At 51.4% G+C, this 9414-nt stretch carries 8 protein-coding genes; 3 read left to right on the top strand and 5 right to left on the bottom strand.

Translation table 11 applies throughout. The annotated features are described in order from the left end of the window. From trpB to TX77_RS12460, 3 genes are all read left to right on the top strand, one after another. Positions 1–1185, top strand: a complete 1185-nt coding sequence (trpB, locus tag TX77_RS12450) for a tryptophan synthase subunit beta (RefSeq protein WP_044505401.1) — start codon at positions 1–3, stop codon at positions 1183–1185. After that, positions 1178–1960, top strand: a complete 783-nt coding sequence (gene trpA / locus TX77_RS12455; protein ID WP_044505402.1) for a tryptophan synthase subunit alpha — start codon at positions 1178–1180, stop codon at positions 1958–1960. The genes trpB and trpA overlap by 8 nt, the downstream gene beginning before the upstream one ends. A gap of 259 nt (positions 1961–2219) precedes the next feature. Next, positions 2220–3362: an acyl-CoA dehydrogenase family protein gene (locus TX77_RS12460; protein ID WP_044505403.1), complete on the top strand. Its 1143-nt coding sequence runs from the start codon at positions 2220–2222 to the stop codon at positions 3360–3362. A gap of 118 nt (positions 3363–3480) precedes the next feature. Here the strand turns inward: TX77_RS12460 and TX77_RS12465 are convergent, their stop codons facing one another. The 5 genes from TX77_RS12465 to amrA all read right to left on the bottom strand — a co-directional run bounded on the left by TX77_RS12465 (position 3481) and on the right by amrA (position 9311). Next, a complete protein-coding gene (locus TX77_RS12465) occupies positions 3481–4746 on the bottom strand; it encodes a dicarboxylate/amino acid:cation symporter (RefSeq protein ID WP_418294446.1) in 1266 nt (421 codons plus the stop codon). A 420-nt stretch (positions 4747–5166) separates the two neighbouring features. After that, positions 5167–5493 carry a cupin domain-containing protein gene (locus TX77_RS12470; RefSeq protein WP_044505405.1) on the bottom strand — a complete coding sequence of 109 codons (327 nt, stop codon included), beginning with the start codon at positions 5491–5493 and terminating at the stop codon, positions 5167–5169. A 179-nt stretch (positions 5494–5672) separates the two neighbouring features. Beyond that, positions 5673–6974, bottom strand: coding sequence for an NPN-dependent 2-hydroxyacid racemase, LarAH10 family (larAH10, locus tag TX77_RS12475; RefSeq protein WP_044505406.1), 1302 nt, complete (start codon positions 6972–6974; stop codon positions 5673–5675). 115 nt (positions 6975–7089) lie between these two features. Then, entirely contained in the window at positions 7090–7941 is an 852-nt protein-coding gene (amrS, locus tag TX77_RS12480) for an AmmeMemoRadiSam system radical SAM enzyme (RefSeq protein WP_044505407.1), read from the bottom strand. An 8-nt stretch (positions 7942–7949) separates the two neighbouring features. After that, positions 7950–9311, bottom strand: a complete 1362-nt coding sequence (gene amrA / locus TX77_RS12485; RefSeq protein WP_044505408.1) for an AmmeMemoRadiSam system protein A — start codon at positions 9309–9311, stop codon at positions 7950–7952. Positions 9312–9414: the final 103 nt, after the last annotated feature.

The raw sequence follows: 9414 nt of genomic DNA on the forward strand, positions 1-9414 counted from the left end.
ATGAGTACAGGAAGATTCGGCTCCTTTGGCGGCCAGTATATACCGGAAACGCTGATGAATGAAATTCAGCGATTGGAAAAAGCCTACGACCATTATAAACATGACCCGGCCTTTCAGGCAGAATTAAAAGAACTCCTTGATAACTATGCCAATCGGCCGTCACTCCTTTACTATGCCGAACGGATGACGAAAGATTTGGGCGGTGCGAAAGTCTATTTGAAGCGTGAAGATTTGAACCACACAGGGGCCCATAAAATCAACAATGCCTTAGGTCAGTGCCTGTTGGCGAAAAAGATGGGCAAGACCCGGGTCATCGCTGAAACCGGTGCCGGTCAGCACGGTGTCGCGACGGCGACGGCCGCCGCTTTCTTAGGCCTTGAATGTGAAGTGTTCATGGGTGAAGAAGATACGATTCGCCAGGCTTTGAACGTCTATCGTATGGAACTGTTGGGGGCTAAGGTCCATGCCGTTACTTCCGGCTCCCGAGTCCTTAAAGACGCCGTCAACGAAGCCATGCGAGAATGGGTCAGCCGTGTCGATGACACTCATTACGTCATCGGCTCGACCATGGGGCCTCATCCTTTCCCGATGATGGTTCGCGATTTCCAGTCTGTTATCAGTAAGGAAGCGCGTCAGCAGATCCTCGACAAGGAAGGAAAATTACCGGCAGCGGTCTTGGCCTGCGTCGGTGGCGGAAGCAATGCCATGGGTATGTTCTACCACTTCATCGACGATAAAGATGTCCGTCTCATCGGCTGCGAAGCTGCCGGTAAGGGCATCGATACCAAACTCCATGCGGCGACGATTGCCAAGGGGGAAGTGGGAATCTTTCACGGCATGAAATCGATTTTTTGCCAGAACGAAGACGGCCAGATCGACGAAGTCTATTCCATTTCGGCCGGTCTCGACTATCCCGGTATCGGACCGGAACACGCCTACTTAAATGAAACGGGTCGGGCTCAGTACATTCCGGTCAAAGATGATGAAGCCGTCGAAGCCTTTGAATATTTGGCCCGCACAGAAGGAATCATCTGCGCCATTGAAAGCGCCCACGCCGTCTATGAAGCCATGCAGCTGGCACCGACGATGAGTCCTGAAGACAGCATCATCGTCTGCTTGTCCGGCCGCGGCGATAAAGACGTTGCTGCCATTGCAAGATATAAGGGGAGGGATTTACATGAGTAAGATTGGCCAGGCTTTTAAAAAGGGAAAAGCCTTTATCGGATTTTTGACGGCAGGTGACCCGTCGTTGGAAAAGACCTATGAATACATTATGACCATGGAAAAAGCCGGTGCCGACTTGATTGAAATCGGAATTCCCTTTTCCGATCCCATTGCTGAAGGCATCGTCATCCAGGAAGCGGACTTGCGGGCCTTGAAACAAGGGACGCGCATCGACGACGTCTTTGATCTCGTTAAGCGCGTCCGGAAGGATTCGCAGATCCCCTTGGTATTCTTGACCTATCTCAATCCCGTCTTCCATTATGGGGCCGATGCCTTCTTCACTCGTTGCGAAGAAGCAGGCCTCGATGGCATCATTATTCCGGATATGCCCTTTGAAGAACGGGGCGAATGTGCAGCCGCTGCCAAGGCTCATGGTATCGATATCATTTCCATGATTGCTCCGACCTCAAAAGACCGGATCCAGACCATTGCTAAGGCCGGGGAAGGCTTTTTATACATCGTATCCTCCTTAGGCGTAACCGGAACAAGGACGGAAATCAAGACCAACCTCAAAGACATTATCGATACGGCTAAAGCTGTGACTGACGTTCCCTGTGCCGTCGGCTTCGGCATCAATACGACCGAACAGGCTGAAGCCATTGGCCGTGACGCCGACGGGGTCATCGTTGGCAGTGCCATCGTCAAACTGATTGCTAAATACGGGGACGATGCAGAAAAACCAATCTATGACTATGTTAAGGAAATGAAGGAAGCGGTCATGCGCAGCCGCTCATAATTAGGCCATATAGGAATTTACATAAAGATCTGAATGACAGTTCGTCGCTGTGGTTCAGATCTTTTTTTATGAAGAATGCTTATTTATTATAAATTGGCATAAAAAATAGTCTGTCTATGATAAATTTGGCACTTCGTTGACTTTGTCGATTTCCCATGATAATATGTAGGCAAGATATTTCTTGTAACGAAATATTTATATAACTAAGGTTTATACACGCTATATGGATATTTCCATTTCAACAGAAGGAGTGACGATCATGGATTTTGAACTCACGAAACAACAGCAGCAAATTGTCGACCAAGTACGCGATTTTACGGCTAAACGGTTATTGCCCGGTGTTGTAGAACGCGATGAAGCTTCGGAATTTCCGTTGGAAGCTTTTAAAGAATTTGGCAGGATGGGCATGTTCGGTCTCTGCTATCCGACAGAATTCGGCGGCAGCGATGTCGGCTATCTTCCGTATATCCTGGCTGTTGAAGAAGTTTCCAAAGTAGATTCTTCCTTTGGCATCGGCTTTTCGGTCAATACGTCTCTTTACGGCGGCAGTGTCATGTATTCTTCGGCGACGGATGAACAGAAAAAACGCTTTTTATCCCCCATCGCATCGGGCCAGGCCATCGGCTCCTTTGGACTGACGGAAGCGACGGCCGGTTCTGACGCTGCCGGTCAGCAGACGATTGCTACTAAAGACGGCGACGACTATATCTTAAACGGTACTAAAATTTTTAATACCAACGGTCCCATTGCCGACTATACCGTCGTCTACGCTTTGACTGATCCGGCTATCGGCATCAAGGGCATGTGCGCTTTCGTCTTGGAAAAAGGGATGGAAGGCTTCCATGTCGGCAAACTGGAAAATAAAATGGGCATCCGCTCGGCTCAGGTTTCGGAAATGGTCTTATCAAACGTTCGCGTTTCGGCAGATCGGATGATTGCCAAACCGGGCGAAGGCTTCAAACTGGCCATGAAGACTCTCGACGGCGGCCGTATCGGCGTCAGCGCTCAGGCCCTGGGCCTGGCAGAAGGGGCCTTTGACATTGCCATCGACTACCTGAAGAAACGTGAACAGTTCGGCAAACCGCTGTATAAACAGCAGTATCTGGCCTTCAAGATGGCTGAACTCTACGCCGATATTGAAAAGGCACGCCTGGTTCTTTATAAGGCAGCCTGCCTCAAAGAAGCGGGTAAACCGTACACGACAGACGCGGCTGTTGCGAAACTGACCTGCACCGACGTTGCCATGAAAGTGACGACGGAATGCGTTCAGATGCTGGGCGGCAACGGTTATATGAAAGAATACCATGTCGAACGCATGATGCGCGATGCCAAGATCACCCAGATTTACGAAGGCACTAACGAAATTCAAAAACTCGTCATTTCCGGCGGTTTGTTCCGTTAAGACTGGCTTCTTCGAAAGTCTCCTTTCATGAAGATACATTAAAAGGGAGGCTGGCCGATAGCGATGGCTATCAGGTCAGCCTCCCTTTTTAGGTACATTATAAGATTTTTAAAAGATTTTAGTGACCGGCGACGACGCTTTCTTTGGCTTCGGCATCGAGAGTATGTGCCAGGTCATGGTCGGTCATGGCGCAGACAGCTGCGTCAGACCAAACGTTTTCCGCCGTTTCTACCATATCGATGATGGTATAAATCGGCAGGATGATGCCCATGATGCCGATCGGAGCACCGATACTGGACATGAGGGACAGGGTCAGGAAGTAGCAGCCCATGGGAACACCGGCATTGCCGATAGCTGCCAGGACGGCGATGAAGAGCCAGGCAATCATCGTGCCCATGGTCAATTCCGTACCGCCGTTTTGCATGAGAAAGAGGGACGTGACCAAGATGAAGGCTGCACAGCCGTTCATGTTGATGGTCGTGCAAATCGGAAGTACGAAGCGCGATACCTGAGGATGAACGTTAAGGCGCTGTTCAGCCGAGGCCAGGGTAACCGGCAGGGTGCCGGCAGAGCTCTTGGTGAACAATGCGACGGCGATAGCCGGAGCCATTTTGCGGAAGACGTAGAGCGGATTCAAGCCGCGAATGGCTAAGAAAATCGGCAGGACGATGAAGAACTGAATGAGGTTGCCGCCGAGGATGACCAAGGTATATTTCCCCAAAGCGCTGACGATGATACCGGCTTCAATCTGAGCTGCCAGCTGAGCCGAGAAGGCCAGGATGCCGAGCGGTAAAATCCAAAGCAGGGCCCGAATGAGGGCGAAGAGGACTTCCTGCAGGCCTAAGAGGCCTTTGAGCAGGACGGCACGATTTTCGGTCTTGGGCATGAAGGCTAAGGCAAGGCCGACAGCGGCTGCGATGAGCATGACCGAAAGGACGTTGCCCGATAAGAAGGGCTGGAGTATATTATTCGGAATAACCGACAGGAAATGGTCGTAGTAGGTGACCGACTCGAGTTTCTGCGGAACGCTGGAAACACCGGAACTGATCAGTTCCATAGGCAGATTGCCAGGGGCAATCCAGATGTAGAGTGCCAGACCGATGGCGGCGGCACAAATCGTTGTCAGCAGGGTGTAGGTGACGGCGTGGACAAAGATGCGCCCCGTTTCTTTTTTAGCACCCAGTGCCGATAAGGTTGTAATGACGGCTAAGGCGATGGTCGGTATAGCGATGAACTGGAATAAGCGCGTGAAAACCGTTGCGATGAAATCGAATAATTGGTTCAACACCGGAATACCAAGCCAGCCTAAGATGGCGCCGAGGATTAAGGCCCCGATCCATAAGATGAATTGACGGCCCTGATGGCGATTGCGATTGTTGCGCATCGCTTCCCGGGCTTGTTCTTGTACTCCGTCTCGTGATTCATTTGACATGAGTATCTTCCCCCTTTGAGAAATATGGACGGCAGTAATAAACTACCGTTTCAGTATATTATAGAAGAGGGCAGGCATTCTGTCAATGAAAGAGGCGTTCACATTGTAAAAAAAGACACGTAAAAGGATCGGCACACAAGCGACATATGTATACCGATCCTCACGTTATAGGATTCATATTCATTTAGTGTTTGATTCTGCTTTCGCTAAAACTCAAAACGTTAAAACAGTCATCGTTCGTTACAACCAGATACTTAGACTAACCTATTTGAAACACATCACACCCATTCGAAAAGTTCGAAGCACTTTAGATCAAGATAAGTTAATACATCATGTTCATCGACGAACTCGTGTTAATCCTATAGACATTATTTAGTTGTTCATGATCAACGCAATGAAAACTAAGTCTGTATCGCTTTTGTTTTCCAAGCCGTGACCCTTACCGTCTGATGTGTATGTAACGTCTCCTCGTTTAACGGTCCGGATTACTCCGTTGTCGTCATATTGTCCCTCACCGGAAAGGATATAATATGCTTCTGCGTCGTCATTGTGAGCATGGTAACCTATAGAACATCCAGGTTTCAAGGTGATTTCTGCGAACATACCAACGTCTCCTCGCAGTTCGGTGGCGCTCAGAAGCTGTCTCTTCAAGATGAACCCCTTGCCGCCAGCGGCATGTTCGACCTTCTCTACTTCCACTGGACTCACCCCTTTCTAATGCACTTGCAAGGAATCGACTTGCTTTCTATTCCTTCTGCATTTCTTGGCTATATTATAGCATAGAATTTCATGATTGTCATGATATAAACGTAAGTAAGTTATGTTGTTTTAGAATATATCTAAGAATGGACATAAATAGAACGAATAGATTTGCTCCGTTATCCCTGTAAGATCGGGACGATTTTGGTGCAGTGGGGCATGACGTTGATCGTATAGTCTTCCTTGCCCTGTTCCTTTAACTTCTGTTGGGCCAGATTCCACGCTTCTTCGACGGTGGCTGCCGGGATTTGGCCGGTCCGGCGGATGTCCTCGAAGTTTCGTGGCAGGGTGACCAGGATGACTGTGTTTTTATGGGCCAGGCAGAACAGATTGAAGGCGACGAAGAAGGGGATGGTGAAGTGAGCCCTGAGGGCCGTTTCCATCTCTTCCATCGTATCGTATTTGAAGCTGTCGAGGTAGATGGCCGGTTCTTTGATGTCGCGGGCTTCCATGATGGCGATGATGATGCCCCCTTCTTTGACGGCCATTTCAGCCGGGTCATAGCATTTGCTGCCCTGGTAGAGGCTGACGTCACTGGGATATCCGCCGGCGCAGGCGAAGACGACGTCCGTTTTCTGCTTCATGGGGACGCGCTGGATGTCGAGGACGGCCTGCGTTCCGGCATGCCAGGCTTCATACCAATCGCCGCCGACCATGCGGCAGATTTCGCCGTCGGCATTGATGATGGAATGGACGAGGAAGCAGGGATTGATCTTGCTGCAGGCTTCGACCATGTCATCGTTCAAAGGATTGTTTTCAATCATGAGGGCCCGGGTCTTGGGATTGACACCGTGACCGAATTCGTCGGCCAAGGCATGGCAGTGATTGCGTTGAATCGTTTCGAAGCCGGATACGCCGGGCAGGATGAGCTTGCGGCCGCCGCCGAAACCGGCAAAGAGGTGGGTCGTAATCCCGTCGATGATGATGACCTTGTCGGCGTCGACGACGTGTTTATTCAGCTTTAGCGGCGTGCCCAGCTTGGTCGTGCCGCAGTCGACAAGGGTCGGATCCATGCAGTCGTGCTGATAAGTCTTGATGCGGTCGATGACTTCCTGACCGCAGACGGCGACGTCTTCTTCCGGCGTCTGGGCCCGGTGGGAACCTTGGGAAAAGACGATATAGATGTCGTCGTCGGGAATGCCGGCCAAGTTTAATTCATCGATGACGTAGATGAGAAATTGGTTGGAATGATTCCACGTGCGCGTAATGTCGGCGACGACCAGGCAGACTTTATCACCGGGCTGTACCTTTTCGGCCAGCGGAGCGCTGCCGATGGGGTGGCGCATGCAGTCAATCGTCGCTTCTTTGACGTCGACGGCGGGGACGTGCTTTCCTTCCATGACGTCGGAAATATGTTCTTCCGGCAGTTTGACGGTCTGTGTCGTTTCACCAATACTGAAAGTAAATTCTTTTAATGCCATTGCCTATCACCACTTCTTTTTTAAAATTAATATCAAGTTGTAACTTATTATATCATGATAAACACGGCATGCAAGATTAAAGTTAAAACAATCGGGCATAACGTTGGCAAATCAGTCATACGTTTCCGATATAGACGTGGTGCAGATGCTTTTTGGCAACGGCTGCTACCCGGTGAAGGGTATCGACCGGTGTCATCGGCGTCGTATCCCGATAACGGGGAAAGTAGCGAGTCAGATGGAGGGGAATATCCGGACGAAGTCCTGCCAGCCAGCGGGCTTCATGGTCTATTTGGTCTTCATCGTCGTTTTTTCCGGGAATGATTAAGGTCGTCACTTCGACGTGGCTGACGGCAGCGGCAGCGGTAATCGTATTTAATACGGGCTGCAGGGAGGCGCCGCACTGGGAGCGGTAGAACTCTTCGGAAAATCCTTTGAGGTCGATGTTCCAGGCGTCGATATAGGGGAGAAGCCCTTCGAGGGGCTTTCTTTCGATATAGCCATTGCTGACCATGACGTTGAACAGGCCTCGTTTCTTAAGCAGCGTCGCTGTTTGGATTATAAATTCATAGCTGAGGGTCGGTTCATTATAGGTATAGGCCAGGCCGATATTGCCCTGAGGTACGTATTTTTCGGCTAAGGCGACGGCCTCTCCCGGTGTCAGGTCTTGGGACGGTGCCGGCTGCTGCGAAATCTGCCAGTTCTGGCAGAAGGGACAGGTGAAGTTACAGCCCCAGGAACCGAGGGATAAGATAAGGGATCCGCAGTGGAAGTGATAGAGGGGCTTCTTTTCGATGGGATCTAAGGCAAGACTCGTGATTTTTCCGTAGTTTAAGGCCTGAAGGGTCGTACCGTCAAAGCCCCTCGTTTGGCAGCGGCCGCAGCGACCTTTCTCGATGCGGCAGTGATGGGGGCAGAGGCCGCAGACGGCCTTGCCGCTTCGGTCTATGTGATAAAAGGCAGCTTCCATGGGGATACCTACTTGTAACGGTCGACGGTGAAGCGGTATAAATCGGGCTGTATCTGCGGCGGGATGCCGGCCTTTTCCTTGGCGATGCTGATCTGCTGTTCGACTGTGTCTACGCCTTCGAGGTCAGGAAGGAGGAGGCCTGTACGGGCATGGCTCATGACGATGACGCCGTACTTTTTGGGATTGAGCTCGCTGGCTGAAGTGACGGCCTCCGGCTTCCCTAAGACGTCGACGGAAATATCGATATCTGCGAGCTCTTCTAAGCTGACCGGTGAGAAACGCGGATCCCGTGTGGCCGCTGAGACGGCATTATGGATGATTTCACTGGCCGTATTCAGATGTATGGGAAGGAAGGTACCGATGCAGCCGCGCAGACGGCTTCCTTTATGGAGAGATACGAAGGTACCGGCCTGATCCTGAAGTTCTTCCGGCAGGTCTTTGGGGACGGCCATTAAGGCATGATGCTGAAGGTAGTAGGTGATGCTTTCACGGGCCAAGCGGACTCGTATGTCCGAGGGAGCCCGTTTTACGACCTGGTCTTCCTGGCCTTCGGGAAGGTAGAGGGCGACACCGTAGCCGACGCCAAAGGGGGCTTCATAGGCATAGACCGGCATGACCGGACGGAAGTGACGCAGGGCACCGAACAAAAAGTAGACGGAAGGCAGGCCGCAGGTGGCGATTTCGTCGATAAAACTGCGGCTGAGGTCGGTGAGTCCTGAGAGATTTTGCTTGAGCAGGGCTTCCATGACCAGCTTGTCGAAGACGGCCCCATTTGGCGTGTAGCCATTGGGCGAGCCTTGAAGCAGGCGGTGGGACAGATCGCCTGAGGCGATGACGGCAATGCGCCGGCCAAGGGTTTTGGCGGCCTTTATGACGATGTCGCCTAAGCGGGTCATACTGTCGTAATCGTCAAATCGGGGAGCCATGATGACGATAGGTCCGGTGAAGCCGGCTTTACGAAGGTAATATAAGGGGACGAAGGTGCCCTGGTCGACGCTGAGAGGATGGCCGAAGCGATCGCTCCAGGCGGCGTCGAGGCGATAGATATCGGTCTGTTGACTGGCCTTGTTGACAATTTCTTCGGCAAGGTCCATATCGGTCCGAACATCCATCGCAAGCTCCGGATAGCCGAAGGCGGCCAGGTTTCCGTAGAGGCGAGGCGCGGCGATGATAGCGGCTCCGTCGGGAAATACGTAATTGTGGGGCGATAAGATGACCAGTGTTTCCGGCTTTTGACTGACAATCAGTGCCGAAGCCGCTTCGACAGCCTCGACGGTGGCGGTCATTTTTGACAATTCAGGGCCGCCTATTTCGGGCAGCATGATAGGCGGATGGGGAAAGAATCCGGCTGCTGCACAGACGTGTTCCATCGTGATTACCTCCTTTGCTGGGATGGATAATTAGAGTCAACTTTATTATACCCCAATCGGCCGGGGCCTCATAGCCCGGGACCGATTCCAGGCATGAAAAAAA

The organism is Megasphaera massiliensis, assembly GCF_000455225.1.
Classification (GTDB): Bacteria; Bacillota; Negativicutes; order Veillonellales; family Megasphaeraceae; genus Megasphaera; species Megasphaera massiliensis.